Consider the following 16,632-nt stretch of genomic DNA (forward strand, 5'->3'; position numbering starts at 1 on the left):
GCTACCGCTACGTCACCGGCTCACTCAGTGCTGGACGGCGCGTATCATCGACTTCAGCCCAGTTCTGCGGCAGGTTGATAAAGTCTACCAACTCGCGTAACCGCCCTTGATTGCGACCACTAAACGCAAAGCTCAAGCACGTGAGGTGATTGAGCTTGGGGTCATCGTGTTCAAAACCCTCATACCCCTGCTGGTGGAAGCTGCCGGTCAGGCAAATATCGGCAAATGTTTGCTGTATGTGCTGCAGAGCCGAGATGCTGACAGGCTGCTTCATGCGAATCACAAAAGTCTTGGTCAACCAGCGGCTTGAATGGAAGTTGCTGTAGAACTGATTGATTTCAGCTACTGCCTCTTCGGCAGTGTGGACCAGGCGCATCAATTTCAGGTCATTGGGCAGAATGTATTGGTGGGCCTCAAGCTGATTGCGAATAAAGTCCAGTGCGCTTTGCCAGAATGTTCCGCCGGGGATGTCCAGTAACACTACGGGTACCAAGGGTGTCTTGCCGGTTTGCATCAGTGTCAGTACTTCCAGCACCTCATCCAGAGTGCCAAAGCCGCCAGGGCACATGACCAGCGCTTCGGCTTCTTTGATAAAAAACAGTTTGCGGGTAAAAAAGAAGTGAAACGCCAGCAGGTGGCTTGAATCGTGGATGGTAGGGTTGGCCCGCTGTTCGAAGGGCAGGGTGATATTAAAACCCAGACTGTGCTCAAGCCCGGCACCTTCATGGGCTGCAGCCATGATGCCCGCACCGCCGCCGGTAATTACCATGAAGTCAGATTTTGCCAGTGTAGCCCCCACCTGCCGGGCCAGTGCATAGAGTGGATGCTCTATCGGGGTGCGCGCCGAGCCGAAGACAGTCACTTTGCGCTGGTCCTTGAACTGCTGCAGAACCCGGAAGGTTTTTTCGAGTTCGCGAATGGCTTGCAGCGTGATCTTGGCATTCCAGCGATCGAAGTCGTCGTGGGCCATGCGCAAAATGGTCAGCATCATCTCGCGATAAAGGGGGCGGTTCGAGCTATCGGGAGCAACCTGTTGCAGTTGCTCATCGATCTGCCGCGCAAGCTCCAGGCCCTGGCTTTCGAGAAGCGCTAGGTGGTCATTGGATTGATCAGGCATGTACTTCTCCTTGTGTACAACATCCAGAATGGCGCCGAAAACGCAGACACCATGTGTCTGTCTTGATGGCTTGATCATGGTCTTGCCACGTCTAGGCTGGCAATAGCTAATTGCCTGATGTGCATGAAGATTGGTTGCAGGGAGAGAACCGCAGAGGCAGGAGCAGTGAGTGATTCACACGCCGTATGGGATTACGGCGTGTTGACACAAATGAAGGGGGGATCAGTTTTTCCGCTGGCAGTTGTCAGCGCCGATGTCCTGGACCATTACCGGTTTGTTGGTTTTATATTCTCTGATGTCGAAGCGCATGATTGCGCCCTTGGCCATCAGTTTCCGGAAGTTCGGGTTGCTACAGACGCTACGGCCCAATTGCGGCACTGCGGCTTCAGGGGCAGAGCGCATTTGCGCGGCCAGGGTCGGGCTGGCTTCCAGATTGTTGATCAGGACGGTGCCATCGACGGTAAACCCTTTGTCCAAAAGGTCTGCATTGATAGCGCGGGGTTTTCCTTCATTACTTTTTTCAGCAACCTGCTGCAGGGTTTTATTCAAATTAAATTCTGCAAGAGAGGCCGCTTGTGCGCCCAGTGGCAGTGCAAGCAATAGAGCGACGGCTGGAATGATAGTGCGCAACATGAATCTCTCCTGATTTACATGACGCAGGCTTTGACCCGTCATAGATCTGTGCGTTCAGTGGCGCAGAAGTATAAGGCCAGCATTAGCAGACAGGAAATGCTCAAGGTCATGGGTTCGAGTGGCGGCGCTCTGCCTCTGTTAGACTTCGTGCCTTTCTATTGTTTATCCGCTTTTGCGCCAGCTCATGGCGAATGAGCGGTCGGCGCTCTAAGTAAAAAACCATGACCCAGATGACCTTCTCCCCTAATGCTGTGGCCCGTTTGCGTGACGAGCGTGAAGAGGAGAGCACCAAGCCCTATTTGTCGCGGGGCTCACGAGCACCGCGCTGCCATACCTGTCGTGTAATTGATAGCCATTGCCTGTGCAGTTGGCGGCCCAAGGTCAACTCACGCTCGGGTGTGTGCCTGATCATGACCAAAAAGGAAGTGTTCAAGCCCAGCAATACAGGCTGGCTGATCGCTGATGTAGTGAGTGACAACTTCGCCTTTATCTGGTCGCGAACCGAGACCGATGAGGCGTTGCTCGCTTTGTTGTCTGATCCGCAGTGGCAGCCCTATCTGGTATTCCCCGGAGAATATGTCGAAGCAGGACGTGTGACCCACACGGTCGATATCGACAGTAGCAAGCGCCCGCTGTTTATCTTGCTCGACGCGACCTGGACTGAAGCGCGCAAGATATTTCGCAAGAGTCCGTACTTCGATGCCTTGCCTATTTTGAGCCTGTTACCGGAAAAACTCTCACGCTACCGTTTGCGCAGATCTACCCGCAGTGAACATTTGTGTACCGCCGAAGTGGCCAGTCTGTGCCTTGATCTTGCAGGCGATAGCCAGGCATCAAATGCTCTGGACGCGTACTTCGATGTATTCAGCCAGCATTATCTGGATGCCAGAAATCAACTGCCGATGAATGAATCGAGTGTGGCGCATCAGGAGCTGGGTGTTTTCTGTAAAAGACCTTCCCAGGAATCGGGCTCAATAGACTAAAGAAGTAGCGCTACAATTTTCGCGCAAGTACAGGCGAGCATCCACGCTGGTTTGGGTGATGGCGCTGTAATGGCCTGTACTTGGACCGCGGCGTCAAGTTTTCAACTTGACCACCCTCGTCGTGCTGGGCATGCTTGGCGCCGATTCGGCTGCAGTTGCTGCTAAAGCGCTTATATTTTCCGACGTTTAGCGTAAATCGCGACCTTTGATGCACAGTCTTTCACTGTTGCTCGAATTGCCTTAGCGAGTGCTGGAATACATCAGGGCTCGCCTGAAAAACAGGATCATCTAAAAAATGGCCACATACGAAATCCTGATAGCCGACGACCACCCACTGTTTCGCAGTGCCTTGCATCAAGCCGTGAGTCTGGGGCTGGGTTCTGATGTTCGTCTGGTTGAGGTTGCCAGTATTGCTGAGCTAGAAACACAGCTGGCAGCAAAGGCTGATTGGGATCTGGTACTGCTCGATCTGAACATGCCCGGCGCATATGGTTTCTCGGGCCTGGTATTACTGCGAGGCCAATACCCGCAAATCCCTGTAGTGATGGTTTCGGCCCAGGAAGAAGCCTCGATCATGGTGCGCTCCCGTGAATTCGGAGCCAGTGGCTTTATCCCTAAATCCAGCTCGCTGGAAGACATTCAGAAATCGGTACGTGCTGTGTTGGATGGCGATGTTTGCTGGCCGCCGCAGGCGTTTGAAGATGTACAGGTGTCAGACGAAGCCAAAGCTGCCAGCGAGGGCCTGGCCAGTCTCACGCCCCAGCAGTTCCGGGTGTTGACCATGGTCTGCGAGGGGCTGCTGAACAAGCAGATCGCTTATGAGTTGAGTGTTTCCGAAGCGACCATCAAGGCTCATGTAACGGCTATTTTCCGTAAGCTGGGTGTTCGTACCCGGACGCAGGCTGCGTTACTCTTGCAGCAACTTGAATCAATTTCGAGCCACTAACCTGCCAGTCTTCACGTTTTTTTTACAAAGCGTGAACTAGCGTGCCCCTCTCATTTTTTGCGCAGTAGCCTCTTTATGTCGCCTTTTAAAGGTAAAACCGGATTTAAACGGATTTTGAATGCTGGCGGTTACTCGCTGGACGGTTTGCGCGCAGCCTTCACCGGCGAAGCGGCTTTTCGGCAGTTGGTGCTGCTTAATGTTGTGCTGATCCCGCTGAGCTTCTTTCTGAATGTCAGCCGGGTTGAGCGCGCATTGTTGATCGCGGTATGCCTGTTGGCACTGATCGTTGAATTGCTGAATTCGGCGATTGAAGCGGCCATTGACCGCATCTCGCTTGATCTGCATCCACTGTCCAAAAATGCCAAGGATATGGGCAGCGCCGCCCAGTTTGTGGTGCTGACCATGATTGCTGTGGTGTGGGCAGTGATTCTGCTTTAAGCGATTGTCGGCAATACGATCTCGTCGCTGCGCTGAACCCCTGCGGTGAAAGCGCGGCACAGTTCCAGAAATTCGCGCATGGCGGAGGTCTGATACTTTTTCTTGTGCCAGATAAAGAAAAACTGCCGGGCCAGATCCAGGTCGGGGGTCTCTACAGCCACCAGGCTGCCGCGTCGAAAGGCGTCGCGCAATGCCAGGCGAGAAATGCAGCCAATCCCCAAGCCTGACTCCACTGCGCGTTTGATTGCTTCGGTATGTTCCAGTTCGAGACGGATATTGAGCGTGCTTTGGTGATGGCGCATGGCCTGATCAAATGTCAGGCGGGTACCGGAGCCTTGTTCGCGCAAGATCCATGCTTCATGGGTCAACTCCTGCAGAGTGGCGTGGCCGCGTGCGGCGAGTGGGTGTTGCGGTGCGCAAAACACTACCAGTTCATCTTCAACCCAACTCTGGACTTCGATGTCGGGGTGGCTGCAGTCGCCTTCAATCAGACCCAGATCAATTTCATAGTGGGCAACTTGCTGCACGATATGCGCAGTGTTTTGCACAATCAGTTTCACCTGGCTTTCCGGGTGAGCCTGCATGAAGCTGCCGATCAGCAAAGTGGCCAGATAATTGCCAATGGTCAGGGTCGCGCCCACGGTCAAGGAGCCAAACCCGGACTTGCCGTTGAGCAGGTCCTCGATTTCCTTGGCTTGATCCAGCAGGGCAACCGCTTGTGGCAGGAGTTGGCGGCCCAGCGCGTTGAGACTTAAACGTTTGCCTGCGCGATCGAACAACTGGCAGCTGGTCTGGCGCTCGAGTTCGGTGATTGAGGTGCTGGCGGCGGACTGTGAAAGGGACAACAAGCCGGCAGCGCGAGACACGCTCTCTTGTTGGGCGACGGCAACGAACACCTGGAGTTGTCTGAGAGTAAATCGCATATCGATATAACCGATAACCCTTATCTTAATAATTCAGTTAACAGATATTGTCGTCGCCATTAGAATGTTATGCAATCGCGCTCATAGTCAGCGCAGGCGAATTTAGGAGCCCCGTACATGAGCAACATGAACCACGAACGTGTCCTCAGTGTTCATCACTGGAACGACACCCTGTTCAGCTTCAAGTGCACCCGCGACCCGGGTCTGCGCTTTGAGAACGGTCAGTTCGTGATGATCGGCCTGCAACAGCCCAATGGCCGTCCGCTTATGCGCGCCTATTCGATTGCCAGCCCTAACTGGGAAGAGCATCTGGAGTTCTTCAGCATCAAGGTGCCGGATGGCCCGCTGACTTCCCAGTTGCAGCACTTGAAGGAAGGCGACGAGATCATCATCAGCAAAAAACCGACAGGCACCCTGGTGCTTGACGATTTGAAGCCGGGCAAGCATTTGTATCTGCTGAGCACTGGTACTGGCCTGGCACCATTTATGAGTGTCATCCAGGATCCCGAAACCTATGAGCGTTTCGAAAAAGTGATCCTGTGCCACGGTGTCCGTTACGTCAACGAAGTTGCCTATCGTGAATTCATCACCGAGCACCTGCCGCAGAATGAGTTCTTCGGCGAAGCGCTGCGTGAAAAGTTGATCTACTACCCGACCGTGACCCGCGAGCCATTCGAAAATGAAGGCCGTCTGACCGACCTGATGCGCAGCGGCAAGCTGTTCAGCGACATTGGCCTGCCACCGATCAACCCGCAGGACGACCGCGCCATGTTGTGCGGTAGCCCGAGCATGCTCGATGAAACCAGCGAAGTGCTTAACAGCTTCGGCCTGAAAGTTTCGCCGCGTATGCGCGAGCCTGGTGACTATCTGATCGAGCGCGCCTTCGTCGAGAAGTAAGCCCGGCCGATAAAAAAAGTGGGAGCTGGCTTTGCCAGGCTCCCACTTTTTGTTTGTGGCTAATGCTTTGCAATCACCTCAAGTACGCGGATGACGCCGGGCTCGGGGTAGTGCCAGCGTACGTCCAGGTCCCAAAACTGTGCGCCATATTCGCGCTCTGCCGTAGGTGTCTGGTAGGCCGGGCGCGGGTCTTGAGCCAGGCACTGCTCGATCAGCTCCACCAGCGGCTCCTGGAGGCGCAGGGCCTGCGCGTGTGCCTGCTGCAGGGCTGTATCGGCCCAGTGCACGGGAATCAGCACAGGTGCGGCGCTGGCCATGCTGTTGCTGGCACTGTCAATGATGTCGGCGTAGGGTACGTACGGTTTGATGTCGAGAATCGGCGTCCCGTCCAGCAGGTCAATTCCCGAGATAAACAGCCGACCGGCTTCAACCCTGTCCAGTTTCACCACGGACTGGCCAATGCCATTCGGGCGATGGGTCGCGCGGGTGGCAAACACCCCCATCGACTTGTTGCCGCCCAGTCGTGGCGGACGCACTTTGAGTCGGGGTTTGTCTTCAAGTGCCTGATGGAACACAAACAGCAGCCAGATATGGCTGACGTGCTCCAGGCCTTGCACGGCATCGCCTTGATCGAAGGGGGCGTCCAGTTCCAGCACGCCACGGGCGGCCGGGGCCAGTTGAGGCTGGCGCGGAATGGCGAATTTCTCTTTGAAGCAAGAGCGCACAAAACCGATCGGGGAGACGCTGTAGGTCAAAAGTCATGCCTCTGTAGGAGCGAGCTTGCTCGCGATCGCATCACTGCGGTTATCCAGAACAATCGGGTTGTCTGCATCGCAGGCAAGCCAGTTCCTACAGGATTTATGGCGCCTGAAGGCTGAGTATCAGCCGCGAATACGCAGGGTCAGACCCTTCAGGAAGTTGCGCAGCAACTGGTCGCCACAGGTGCGGTAGTTGGTGTGGCCGAACTTGCGGAACAGGGCGCTCAGCTCAGGTTTGGAGACTGGAAACTCCGAAGCCTTGAGGATGGCGTGCATGTCGTCTTCTTTGAGTTCAAAGGCCACGCGCAGTTTTTTCAGGATGACGTTGTTGGTCACCGGCACTTCAATTTTGACCGCAGGACGGCTGTCATCCTTGCCGCGTTTGAAAATCACCAAGCCATCAAGGAAATGCGCCATCACTTCGTCCGGGCAGCGCACAAAACCTTCTTCTTCGTCTTTTTTCAGGTAGGTCAGTACGTCTTCTTTAGTGACGTCCAAGCCACCCAGCTTGATGATTTCAACGACTTTGTTGTCGCTGATGTCGAGCATGTAGCGCACGCTGCGCAGTACGTCGTTATGAATCATGTGGTCAATCCTGATATTCAGCAGTGAGCACCGCAGGCGTTGCTGCGGTGTCGAAATGTTCGGGGGCAGTACGCTGTTTAGAACTTTTCTTTGGTCGTCATGTAGCGCCATTGGCCAACGGGCAGCTTGCCCATCGACACGCCGCCGATGCGAATCCGGCGGATGGAAATGACGGTAAGGCCGACGGCCTGGCAGAACAGTGCGATAACGCCTGGCTGAGGGTTTTTCATCGCAAAGCGTAGGCGGTTTTCACTCTGCCAGCTGGCTTTTACCGCAGGCAGCTCGCGACCTTTGTAGGTCATGCCGTGATTGAGGCGGTTCAAGCCGTGGGGAGCCATTTCGCCAGAGACTTCGACCACGTACTCCTGCTCGATCTTGTTGGCATCGGCGGTCAGCTTGCGGACGATTTTCCAGTCCTGGGTAAACACCAGCAAGCCGCTGGCGTTGGCCTGCAGTTCGTTGCCAACGGTGAGGCGCAGAAAGTGCCCCTTGAGCGGACGCTTGCCGTAGCGGTGTTCTTCGCTCAGGGATTCGGGGCCGATCAGGGCCATGGCGCTGTCAGTATCCAGGCCAGCGGGGGCGTTCAGCAAAATGGTCACAGGCTCGGGTGCCGTAGCCTTGGCTTGCGGGTCCAGCTCGACTTTCTGGTTGTCGACCTTAAATTGCGGCTCGTCGATGACTTCGCCATCTACCGTGACCCAGCCACCTTCAATGAACAGTTCGGCCTCACGGCGGGAGCAGCCGACGAGTTCGATGAGGCGTTTGGAGAGACGTATCGGTTCAGACATGACAGGGGCCGTAAAGGAATTGGGCGGCTATTGTACCCGCCTGGCGCCGGTTAAGCCCGGCAACATTTGCCTTATGCGCGTGTTGGGCGCTTATACCGCAGGTGCAGCAGCGGATAAGGCTGGCCCATGCCGTCTTTTTCGCTGCGCCCGACGATCTCAAAGCCTTGTTTGAAATAAAAGCCGATGGCTTGCGGGTTTTGCAGGTTGACGTCCAGAGCCTGTGCATTCAATTCATCCATGGCGAATTTGAGCAGGCACTTGCCAATGCCTTGTCCCCGGAAGTGCGGGTGGATGAAGAGCATTTCAACCTTGCCTGCCGCCACACCGGCAAAACCGCTGATGCGTTTGGTGACAGGATCCTTGCAACAAATCAGCATCACCGCGTCCAGATATTGGTCTCTGACCAGTTGGCGCAGTAGTTGAATATAACTGTCGGGCAAGAAGTCATGGGTGGCGCGAACCGAGGCTTCCCACACGTCGGTCAATTCATCGAAGTCCGTAAGGCGTGGCGTATGGATAGCCCATTTCTGTTGCATCGTACGTGTCTCCTGACACTGATGATGGAAGCGACAGGTTAACGATAGTCGTAAAAAAAGCCCTGACGCGAGCGCGGCAGGGCTTTTTGAGCAGTGATCGCTGTTTAGATCACTTCAGCCCACAAGTCATACTCGTCGGCATCGGTTACGCGGCACATGATCTTGTCACCGGGCTTGATATCTTTCTCGGTGGCGATGAATACGTTGCCGTCGATTTCCGGGGCATCGAAAAAGCAGCGGCCAACAGCGCCCTGTTCGTCCACTTCGTCGATCAGGACCTCGATCTCCTTGCCGATTTTCATCTGCAGGCGGGCAGCGCTGATGGCCTGCTGGTGGGCCATGAAGCGGTCCCAGCGGTCTTGCTTGACGTCATCCGGCACGATGGCCGCGTCCAGCAGGTTGGCCGGAGCACCTTCCACAGGGGAGTACTGGAAGCAACCTACGCGATCCAGTTGCGCTTCTGTCAGCCAGTCGAGCAGGTACTGGAAGTCTTCTTCGGTCTCGCCCGGGAAGCCAACAATAAAGGTCGAGCGGATGATCAGGTCCGGGCAGATGACGCGCCAGTTCTTGATACGGGCCAGGGTCTTGTCTTCAAACGCCGGACGCTTCATGGCCTTGAGCACTTTCGGGCTGGCGTGCTGGAACGGGATGTCCAGGTACGGCAGGATTTTGCCGGCGGCCATCAGCGGGATCAGTTCATCGACGTGCGGGTACGGGTAAACGTAGTGCAGACGCACCCAGACACCCAGCGAGCTCAGCGCTTCGCACAGTTCGGTCATGCGGGTCTTGACCGGCGCGCCGTTCCAGAAGCCGGTGCGGTACTTCACATCAACGCCATAGGCGCTGGTGTCCTGAGAAATCACCAGCAGCTCTTTGACGCCGGCCTTGACCAGGCGCTGAGCTTCGTCGAGTACGTCACCCACCGGGCGGCTTACCAGCTTGCCGCGCATCGAAGGGATGATGCAGAAGCTGCAGCTGTGGTTGCAGCCTTCGGAAATTTTCAGGTAGGCATAGTGACGCGGAGTCAGTTTGACGCCTTGAGGCGGCACCAGATCGATCAGCGGGTTGTGGTTCAGGTTAGGCGGTACGGCGTCGTGAACAGCATTGACCACTTGCTCGTACTGCTGCGGGCCGGTGACGGCCAGTACGCTTGGGTGAACATTGCGGATGGCGCTTTCTTCCACGCCCATGCAGCCGGTCACGATGACCTTGCCGTTTTCCTTGATGGCTTCACCAATCACTTCCAGTGATTCAGCTTTGGCGCTGTCGATGAAACCGCAGGTGTTGACCACAACGACATCGGCGTCCTGGTAGGTGGAGACGACATCGTAGCCTTCCATACGCAACTGCGTGAGGATGCGCTCGGAGTCGACCAGGGCTTTGGGGCAACCCAGGGAGACAAAGCCGACCTTTGGGGCAGCTGGCGTGGTAACGGTGGACATGGCGAACCTCGGTATGTAGTGACGTTACATGCCCGTAAAGGCTGCACGACGAACGGGCGCTTAATGCGCCTCTGATCAAAAAAAGTGCGCAATTTTAGCTATGGTCAACGCACTTGACCAGCGTTATACGGGGATTTACGACGAGTGCTGCGCTATGCTGCGCGCCGTTGCGAAAATAGGGTTTTTAATCAGCGTAATTTCGTCAATGTGAGTCGCAAAATCAGCGCATGCTGCTGATCAAAATAATGCAAACCATTAAGAAGCACGGTCCAGGATCGTAGGAGTGGTTGATGGGGCAGGTAAGTAGTCAGGCAGCAGAAGACGGTCATTCAAAGGTAAAACCCATCGGGATGCTGGTTGCTGCGGTTGGTGTGGTGTACGGCGATATCGGTACCAGCCCGCTATACACCCTTAAAGAGGTGTTTTCGGGTGGATACGGGGTGCAGGTCAATCACGATGGCGTGTTCGGCATTTTGGCGTTGATCCTGTGGTCGTTGATCTGGGTCGTCTCGATCAAGTACGTGCTTTTTATTCTGCGGGCCGACAACGAGGGCGAGGGCGGGATCATGGCCCTTACCGCGTTGGCGCGACGTGCCGCTGCACCTTATCCCAAGCTGCGCTCGGTGCTGGTCATCCTGGGGCTGATCGGGGCTTCGCTGTTTTACGGCGACAGCATGATCACTCCGGCAATCTCGGTATTGTCGGCGGTAGAAGGGCTTGAGCTGGCGTTCAGCGGCCTGGATCGCTGGGTGGTGCCAATGGCCCTGGTTGTCCTGATAGCGCTGTTTTTGATCCAGCGCCGTGGTACCGCGATGCTGGGCAAGCTGTTTGGTCCGATCATGGTGCTGTGGTTTCTGGTGCTGGGCGGGCTCGGGATACACGGGATCTCGCAACACCCTGAAGTGCTGAATGCGTTGAACCCTGTCTGGGGTGTGCGTTTCTTTGTCTCTCACCCGGGCATGGGGGTCGCCATTCTGGGCGCTGTGGTGCTGGCGTTGACGGGGGCTGAAGCGCTGTATGCCGACATGGGGCACTTTGGGCGCAAGCCGATTGCCCGGGCCTGGTTCATTCTGGTCTTGCCCGCGCTGGTGCTGAACTACTTCGGCCAGGGTGCCTTGTTGCTGGAAAACCCGGAGGCGGCGCGTAACCCTTTCTACCTGTTGGCGCCAAGCTGGGCGCTGGTGCCTTTGGTGGGCCTGGCTACGCTGGCGACAGTGATTGCATCTCAGGCCGTCATTTCCGGCGCATTCTCCTTGACCCATCAGGCCATTCAGCTGGGTTATGTCCCGCGTATGCATATCCAGCACACCTCCAGTGCCGAACAGGGGCAGATTTATATCGGTGCGGTGAACTGGTCCTTGATGGTCGGAGTGATTTTGCTGGTGCTGGGCTTTGAGTCCTCCGGTGCTCTGGCTTCGGCCTACGGTGTAGCCGTGACCGGGACCATGCTGATCACCAGTATTCTGGTATCGGCGGTGATGTTGCTGCTGTGGAAGTGGCCGCCTGTTTTGGCGGTTCCGGTATTGATTGGGTTTCTGCTGGTAGACGGCCTGTTTTTCGCCGCCAACGTGCCGAAGATCGTTCAGGGCGGGGCGTTCCCGGTTCTGGCGGGGATCGCGCTGTTCATCCTGATGACGACCTGGCGCCGGGGTAAGCAGTTGTTGGTTGATCGCCTCGATGAAAGCGCGTTACCGCTGCCGCTGTTTATCAGCAGTATCCGGGTACAGCCGCCGCACAGGGTGCAAGGTACGGCGGTATTTCTGACCGCGCGCCCGGATGCAGTCCCCCATGCGTTGTTGCATAACCTTCTGCATAACCAGGTGCTGCATGAGCAGGTCGTTTTGCTTACTGTGGTCAACGAAGATTCGCCGCGGGTACCTGCACAGCGGCGTTTCGAGGTGGACTCCTATGGTGACGGCTTCTTTCGGGTGATCCTGCACTTCGGTTTTATGGACGAGCCGGATGTGCCTGAAGCATTGAAACTGTGCCATCTCGATGAGCTGGACTTCAGCCCTATGCGCACCACCTACTTCCTGAGCCGGGAGACGGTGATTGCCTCCAAGCTGGTGGGCATGGCCCGTTGGCGTGAAGCGCTGTTTGCTTTCATGCTGAAGAACGCCAACGGCAACCTGCGGTTCTTCAGGTTGCCCGTTAACCGGGTGATCGAACTGGGCACCCAGGTCGAGATGTAGTCCTGTTCGGGTGACACAAAAAAGCCCCGGCTCGTGAGAGTCGGGGCTTTTTCATTGCTGCCTGCAAATCTACTGTAGGAGCGAGCTTGCTCGCTCCTACAGGTTGCGGGGGTTACGGCGCGGTTGCCTGATGCTTTTTGATGATGTCTACCAGGCGTTGGGCCAGTGCCGGGTAGTTCTCGTCAAAGTGATGCCCACCTGGCAGTTTCATGCTTTCACCGACGGCAGTCTTGGCGGTGCAGCCGCTTTCATCGACTTCTTCGGCGCCATAGATGCACACCACTTTGGCGGCGGGTAGCCTGGACATTTCTTCGCCTGTATCCGCTTCTGCACCGGCTTTGCCAAGCCAGCCATCGACGTGGATTTCAAAGCTGCCGCTGCGGGCGAAGGCCAGCAGGATGATGGCGTCGACACGCTTTTGCTCGGCTTCAGGCAGGCGGTTGAACGTGGCAGGCAACACGTCTGCACCAAACGAATAGCCGACCAGCACAAAGCGCTGGGTGCCCCACTTCTGGCGGTAGTGCTGCATCAGTTCGGTCAGGTCGGTGGCGCTTTGCTCGGGAGTCTTGTGCTGCCAGTAGTAGCGCAACATGTCGATGCCGACGACCGGGTAGCCGATCTTCGCCATCTCGCCGGCCACGTCGCGGTCCAGATCGCGCCAGCCGCCGTCACCGGACAGGAACAGGGTCACGGTGCTGTTTTGCTGGCCGGCCGGCACTTCAACCACAGGCATATTGAGCCCGCCGTTTTCATTGCCCACCAGTATTTTGCGCAGTTCATTGCTCAGTACTTGGGGGTAGTGAATGTCGTAGTCGCTGATGCTGGTCTGTGCATTCGCTTGATCGCGTACGAAGGCGGCGCTCGGATCGTCAGGGTTGTCGTTCCAGGCCACCAGCCAATTGCCGTGTGCCGCAGATTTAGGCAGGGGCAGGGTGCAGTCGGGCTGTTCGAGCTTGAAACCGACTGACACGGCTTGTGCCTTGTCATCGGTTTGCCCGGCCAGCCAGCGCCAGGCCAGGGTTGCGCCAGGGCCTATGCCACTGACCAGCGTGGCAGGGCCGTCAAGCTGTTGCAGCGCGGTCTGCAGTGCTTGTTGCTGCAGGGTGCAATCTTCATTGGGCAGGATCACCTGCACCAGTTGCGCTTTGCCGCCACGGCTCAAGGCCATCAGCTGCGTGTCGCTCAGTGCTTCTTCGACCGGCGTGGCTATGACGACCCGGGCCTTGGCTTTCTGGCCGGGTATCACTTTGGTCAGGGTTGAGCCATCGGTTTGGCTCAGGTGCTCTATCGTCGGCTCCGGGGCAGGGCGATTCCAGAACCAGTAGCCGCCTGCTGCAAGCGCGACCAGAACTATCAAGGCAAGCAATAAAAACCGCCAGGAACGATGTTTCATTAACGTTTCACCAATCCAGTCAAGCCGCCTGCAATCAGGGCGGCGGTATCAGCCAGTGCCACCAGCGGATCAAGTCCCGCGGGCACGGCCATATAACGAGGTTCCCAGTCAGGCTGGAATTTGTCTTTAAAGCGACGCAAACCCTGGAAGTTGTACAGGTGCTCGCCGCGCTGGAACAACATTGACCCCAGACGCTGGGTCAAGGGCGCTCCGCGACGCGGTTGCAGGCCGGACAGGGGTACCATTCCCAGGCTGAAACGTGCGTATCCATGCTTTTTATAATGTTGAATCAGGCCGACCATCATGAATTCCATGGTCAGTTTTGGGGCTTGCGGGTGGGCACGCATCAAGTCGAGGCTCGACAGTTCATGACTGTGGGTCTCAAGCAGGTTGGCGAATGCTACCGGGTTGCCCTCAAAGCGAATAATGGCTACGCGAAAGTGCTTGATGTATTCCGGGCTGAACCTTCCCAGCGAAAAGCCTTTTTCGCGTACGTTCTTGCCGGTCAGCCAGGCATCTGAAATCACCTTGAGCTCATCCATCGGAGCCTCTCCCGGCTCGTGGATCTCCAGGGACAGGCCATCACGGGTGCCGCGGTTCCAGGTGTAACGCAGGTCCTTCATCTCCTTGCCTTTGGCTTCGAGATCAAAGCGGTGCAAGTCGACCCGGGCCTCTTCACCGAGTTTGATCGCAGTCAGGCCGATGTCCATATAGAACGGCAGATTCTCGGCGCGCACCTGATAAAACACCGGGCGGGCATGATAGATATCGCACAGGTCACGGAACTGCCAGATCAGCTCGGCGCGTTGCTGGTTCGGCCCGATCGGGTCATACAGCGCTACCAGGCTGCGGCCGCGGCGGGCGTACATCAGGAAGGCGCTGTCGTCCGGGTGAAACAGCAGGGCTTTGTCGCCGGTCAGGGCCAGACCCCCATCGGGTTGATCGGAGGCGAGGAGGATTTTTTCGGCTCTCTCCAGTTCGCCCGCATCCGGCAAGTGGATGACCGGGCGTGCAGTGCGCAGCAACCAGGTCAGGGACACAATCACCAGCAGTACAGCCGCGCCCATCAGTGAGCGCAGGCCGCGTGGGGCGTCAGAGTCCAGAGTAAACTGCCACCACAGTTGATGGCTGTAGGGGACGTCCTGGTAAGCGAACAGCAGCAGCCAGATGGAGGCGCCCAGCACGCAAATGCTGGCGACCAGGTACAGCGGCGAAAACGGCAGTTCGGTCAGGCGGCTTGGGCGGTAGAACGAACGGCGAAACAGCCCCAGCAGGCTGGCGGTCAGCACCAGGATGGAGGCTTCTTCCCAGTCAAAGCCTTTGAGCAGCGAAAGCACGGCCCCCACCAGCAGCAAAATGGTGGTCAGCATCCAGGCGGCCGACAACCGTCGACGCAGGCCTTGGGCCAGCAGCAGGCAGAGTACGCCGATCAGGCTGGCGCCAAAGTGCGATGCGTCAATCAGGCGATGCGGGATCAGGAAGCCAATATGTTCAAGGCGGGTGTCGATTTCGGGGGTGGCACCCGAGAACAGTAAGACGACCCCGGACATAAACACCAGAACGGCCAGGATCGGTGCAGCGAGACCTGAGGCTACCCGCAGGCTTTGGCGGGTATGAATCAGTCGCTGGGCTTCGTTGAGCAGTAGCATCAGGCATGCGACCAGCAGCGGCAGAATCACATAGATCATGCGATACAGCAGCAGGGCTGCAGCCAGTGGGGCGGCACCCAGCTGGTTGGCGAAGGCGGCCAGCAAGATGGCTTCAAAAACCCCGACGCCGCCAGGCACGTGGCTGAGTACGCCGGCAGCCAGCGCCAGCAGATATACCAGCAGGAATGGACCGAAAGGTGGTGCTTCAGGCAGCAGTAAATACAGGACGGTAGCCGCCGCGGCGACGTCCAGCGCAGTAATCACCAGTTGCAGCAGGGTCAGGCGCGGGCTTGGCAAACGCAGTGTGCGGCGACCTGCCTTCACCAGCAGGTTGTCGGGAATCGGCTGCTCGGGCAGGCGTCGTCGATAAATACCCAGCGCCAGCAAGCCAAACAGTGCCAGAACCGCAAAAGCAATCGCCGCTAATATATAAGCAGGGATATGCAGGGCGGCAGAGGCCGCAGGCAGGTTGCTCAGGGTCGCGAGCGCCGCCAGGGGCGGTAGCGCGCAGCCCAGCGACAGGCTGGCAAATAACGTCATGTGCGCGACTTCAGATGCACCTACGCCATGCCGTGCATACAGGCGATAACGTACGGAGCCGCCGGACAGCAGCGACAAGCCGATGGCGTTGCCTATGGCAAATGCCGTAAAGCCACCCAAGGCCAGGGTTTTGGGTGGCAGCTTGACCCCCGCATAGCGGCTGGCGGACCACTCGTACCCGAGCAGAATCACGAACCCGACGGCGGTCGCAGCCAGTGCGCCGAGGAGGGCGGGTTTGGGGACTTCCAGAATTGAGTCTTGCAGGGCGTACAGATCCAGCTCGCTGAGCAGGTGACGGCACGCGATCAGCGCAATCGCAAACAGCAGTAAAGTGAGTGCAAGTCCGATGGGTTGACGGTATTTGCTCAACAAATCCAGCCAGCGCAAACGGGTTGCGGCAATCGGGTGGGCTGCTGTAACGGATTCTTTAAGTTCTGGCGAGTTATCGGGCATCAATCACCTCGTGGATCGTGCGCGACAGGATGGAGGCATAAACTCAAGTTACCAATCCTTTTGGTCAAAATTATTCAAAATGTTGCCGGTCGTTTGTCTGATGTTCAGGTTTGGCATGTGAAAAAAAGGTAATTGCTGGCGCATAGCATAGTCGAACGGACTTTCAGAAATATGATGTTTATTTTTTGATGGTTGTCTGCGGCAGACTTTTCGAGCGCGCACAAAAAAGGCCACTCTTTCGAGTAGCCTTTTTTGATGTTTGGTTGCGGGAGCCGGATTTGAACCGACGACCTTCGGGTTATGAGCCCGACGAGCTACCAGACTGCTCCATCCCGCGTCTGTGGGGTGGATTCTACAGC

General features: G+C 56.9%; 15 protein-coding genes and 1 tRNA gene. 5 read left to right on the top strand and 11 right to left on the bottom strand.

What is annotated here, in order from left to right; translation table 11 throughout:
* Window positions 1-7: 7 nt before the first annotated feature.
* Window positions 8-1,117 carry an LOG family protein gene (locus AOC04_RS02180; protein ID WP_060690955.1) on the bottom strand — a complete coding sequence of 370 codons (1,110 nt, stop codon included), beginning with the start codon at window positions 1,115-1,117 and terminating at the stop codon, window positions 8-10.
* A 222-nt stretch (window positions 1,118-1,339) separates the two neighbouring features.
* The gene (locus AOC04_RS02185; protein WP_060690956.1) at window positions 1,340-1,750 is read right to left on the bottom strand and encodes a PA3611 family quorum-sensing-regulated virulence factor; all 411 of its coding nucleotides are present in this window, start codon (window positions 1,748-1,750) and stop codon (window positions 1,340-1,342) included.
* A 230-nt stretch (window positions 1,751-1,980) separates the two neighbouring features.
* Here AOC04_RS02185 and AOC04_RS02190 point away from each other — a divergent pair, with 230 nt between their 5' ends.
* The 3 genes from AOC04_RS02190 to AOC04_RS02200 all read left to right on the top strand — a co-directional run bounded on the left by AOC04_RS02190 (window position 1,981) and on the right by AOC04_RS02200 (window position 4,117).
* A complete protein-coding gene (locus tag AOC04_RS02190; protein WP_125878512.1) occupies window positions 1,981-2,733 on the top strand; it encodes a tRNA-uridine aminocarboxypropyltransferase in 753 nt (250 codons plus the stop codon).
* A gap of 295 nt (window positions 2,734-3,028) precedes the next feature.
* Window positions 3,029-3,679, top strand: coding sequence for a response regulator transcription factor ErdR (erdR, locus tag AOC04_RS02195; protein WP_060690958.1), 651 nt, complete (start codon window positions 3,029-3,031; stop codon window positions 3,677-3,679).
* Window positions 3,680-3,754: 75 nt separating this feature from the next.
* Entirely contained in the window at window positions 3,755-4,117 is a 363-nt protein-coding gene (locus tag AOC04_RS02200) for a diacylglycerol kinase (RefSeq protein WP_003443016.1), read from the top strand.
* On the opposite strand, the gene AOC04_RS02205 is transcribed toward AOC04_RS02200, so the two are convergent.
* Window positions 4,114-5,040: a LysR family transcriptional regulator gene (locus AOC04_RS02205; protein WP_060690959.1), complete on the bottom strand. Its 927-nt coding sequence runs from the start codon at window positions 5,038-5,040 to the stop codon at window positions 4,114-4,116. The genes AOC04_RS02200 and AOC04_RS02205 overlap by 4 nt on opposite strands.
* 117 nt (window positions 5,041-5,157) lie before the next feature.
* On the opposite strand from AOC04_RS02205, the gene fpr reads away from it, so the two are divergent.
* The gene (gene fpr / locus AOC04_RS02210) at window positions 5,158-5,937 is read left to right on the top strand and encodes a ferredoxin-NADP reductase (protein ID WP_019827846.1); all 780 of its coding nucleotides are present in this window, start codon (window positions 5,158-5,160) and stop codon (window positions 5,935-5,937) included.
* A gap of 59 nt (window positions 5,938-5,996) precedes the next feature.
* On the opposite strand, the gene tsaA is transcribed toward fpr, so the two are convergent.
* From tsaA to rimO, 5 genes are all read right to left on the bottom strand, one after another.
* Complete coding sequence (tsaA, locus tag AOC04_RS02215) at window positions 5,997-6,692, bottom strand: tRNA (N6-threonylcarbamoyladenosine(37)-N6)-methyltransferase TrmO (RefSeq protein WP_060690960.1); 696 nt, start codon at window positions 6,690-6,692, stop codon at window positions 5,997-5,999.
* Window positions 6,693-6,818: 126 nt separating this feature from the next.
* A complete protein-coding gene (locus tag AOC04_RS02220) occupies window positions 6,819-7,280 on the bottom strand; it encodes a YehS family protein (RefSeq protein ID WP_003443012.1) in 462 nt (153 codons plus the stop codon).
* Window positions 7,281-7,357: 77 nt separating this feature from the next.
* A complete protein-coding gene (locus AOC04_RS02225; RefSeq protein ID WP_060690961.1) occupies window positions 7,358-8,068 on the bottom strand; it encodes an rRNA pseudouridine synthase in 711 nt (236 codons plus the stop codon).
* A gap of 71 nt (window positions 8,069-8,139) precedes the next feature.
* A complete protein-coding gene (locus AOC04_RS02230) occupies window positions 8,140-8,604 on the bottom strand; it encodes a GNAT family N-acetyltransferase (protein ID WP_060690962.1) in 465 nt (154 codons plus the stop codon).
* A 104-nt stretch (window positions 8,605-8,708) separates the two neighbouring features.
* Window positions 8,709-10,046: a 30S ribosomal protein S12 methylthiotransferase RimO gene (gene rimO / locus AOC04_RS02235; protein WP_060690963.1), complete on the bottom strand. Its 1,338-nt coding sequence runs from the start codon at window positions 10,044-10,046 to the stop codon at window positions 8,709-8,711.
* Between the two features lie 290 nt (window positions 10,047-10,336).
* On the opposite strand from rimO, the gene AOC04_RS02240 reads away from it, so the two are divergent.
* Window positions 10,337-12,238: a potassium transporter Kup gene (locus AOC04_RS02240; RefSeq protein WP_060690964.1), complete on the top strand. Its 1,902-nt coding sequence runs from the start codon at window positions 10,337-10,339 to the stop codon at window positions 12,236-12,238.
* A gap of 112 nt (window positions 12,239-12,350) precedes the next feature.
* On the opposite strand, the gene AOC04_RS02245 is transcribed toward AOC04_RS02240, so the two are convergent.
* From AOC04_RS02245 to AOC04_RS02255, 3 genes are all read right to left on the bottom strand, one after another.
* Entirely contained in the window at window positions 12,351-13,631 is a 1,281-nt protein-coding gene (locus tag AOC04_RS02245; RefSeq protein ID WP_060690965.1) for a virulence factor family protein, read from the bottom strand.
* Window positions 13,631-16,273, bottom strand: a complete 2,643-nt coding sequence (gene mprF / locus AOC04_RS02250; protein WP_060690966.1) for a bifunctional lysylphosphatidylglycerol flippase/synthetase MprF — start codon at window positions 16,271-16,273, stop codon at window positions 13,631-13,633. The genes AOC04_RS02245 and mprF overlap by 1 nt, the downstream gene beginning before the upstream one ends.
* Before the next feature lie 260 nt (window positions 16,274-16,533).
* A tRNA-Met gene (locus AOC04_RS02255) sits at window positions 16,534-16,610 on the bottom strand.
* Between the last annotated feature and the right edge of the window lie 22 nt (window positions 16,611-16,632).

Source organism: Pseudomonas versuta, assembly GCF_001294575.1.
In the GTDB taxonomy this organism is placed as follows: domain Bacteria; phylum Pseudomonadota; class Gammaproteobacteria; order Pseudomonadales; family Pseudomonadaceae; genus Aquipseudomonas; species Aquipseudomonas versuta.